Source organism: Actinosynnema sp. NPDC023658, from assembly GCF_040639995.1.
Classification (GTDB): domain Bacteria; phylum Actinomycetota; class Actinomycetes; order Mycobacteriales; family Pseudonocardiaceae; genus Actinosynnema.
This window is the reverse complement of record NZ_JBFAAX010001376.1, coordinates 1-1,220: the sequence shown is the minus strand read 5'-3', so window position 1 is coordinate 1,220 and position 1,220 is coordinate 1. Positions and strand designations below refer to the sequence as shown.

Sequence of the window (1,220 nt, the reverse complement as noted above, 5' to 3'; positions counted from 1 at the left end):
ATGACGACCTCGCCCGTGGTGACGGACGCCAATCTGGCCTTCACGTTGCTGTTGGGGTTGGTGAGCGTGAGGGTGACGTACGCCTTCTCACCGGGCAGCAGGACGCCGGTCTGCGCACCGGTGACGGTGACGGAGGTGAAGGACTCGGTCGAACCCGCGACCGGACCGGCGGTGCTGCTCTGGGCGAACGTGGCGACCGCGAACCCGGTGACGCCCATCAACGTGCCGACGGCGGCGAGGACGACCACGGGCTTGATCTTCGAGGTGATTCGCATGGCGTTGCTCCTGAAGTCGAGCGGGACCGCGCGGTGAGGGCACCGCGAGGTGGGTGGAGGGGTGACGAGCGTGCGGCGCGGTGACGCGGTCGCGGTCGTCAGGGTGTGGTCGTCGGCACCGGTTCGCCGGTGCTCGTCGGCTCCTGGGCGGACGGTTCGACCACCGGAGAACCGGCCGTGCTGGTCTCGACCGCCTCCGGGGTGGTGGTGACCGGTGGCTCGGGCTCCGGCGTGGGTGACGCCGTCGTCGGACTGGTGGTCGTCACCGGTGCCACCGCAGAGGTGGAGGCCGGTGTCCACCAGCCGGTCGTGCCGTCGACCGACACCCCCGAGGTCTGACCGAACCCGGCAGCGTTCGCCACGCCGATGGCAAGCCCCGCAGCTGCGAGGTGGACGACGACCACCGTGGCGGTGGCCGCCACTCGGCGCAGGCCGGTGTTCTCGAGGTTTCGGTTTCCGAGGAATTTCGTGGATCCGCTGAGAGGCACGGTGGGCTCGCAATGTTTCCGCCAGGCGCTCGGCTATCGACCGAGCGGGAGGACTGGCGAACAGGGCCTTCACCCCCTATTTCGCACCTGGCCCTGCATGTGTTACTGCGGATGGCGGTAAGAAATTCCAAGATCGCCGGCGAATCAATTCTCCCCGGGAGGTGGGTGAACGAGAACTTCCCGCTATCAGTCAGGCCGGGGTGGGCGTACTCGGCGCATGAGCCGGTTTATTCCGCACGCACCCCATCCGGCGGGGGGCGCGGCTGTTGCGCCGACGTCACCGACCCCCGCTGAAGAACTACCTGAACTCGATCTTCCGAAATCGTGCACCGGTCCTGTCGGGCGTCGAACGCGAGGGCATCGCCGCCGACACCGCGGTGTCGTCACGCGCAGCGGCTGAGGCGGCGGTGCGAGCGCCGCGAGATCAGCGGGGCCGCGACCAGGCCGGGCGGGGATT

Annotated in this window: 3 protein-coding genes; 2 read left to right on the top strand and 1 reads right to left on the bottom strand. The window is 68.9% G+C overall.

The window, feature by feature from the left end:
* A partial coding sequence (locus AB0G02_RS41135) for a hypothetical protein (protein WP_360806252.1) occupies positions 1-275 on the bottom strand: 275 nt, incomplete at its 3' end.
* Between the two features lie 105 nt (positions 276-380).
* On the opposite strand from AB0G02_RS41135, the gene AB0G02_RS41130 reads away from it, so the two are divergent.
* Positions 381-614, top strand: a complete 234-nt coding sequence (locus AB0G02_RS41130) for a hypothetical protein (RefSeq protein ID WP_360806248.1) — start codon at positions 381-383, stop codon at positions 612-614.
* Positions 615-1,029: 415 nt separating this feature from the next.
* On the top strand, positions 1,030-1,220 hold a 191-nt coding region (locus tag AB0G02_RS41125), incomplete at its 3' end, for a hypothetical protein (RefSeq protein WP_360806245.1).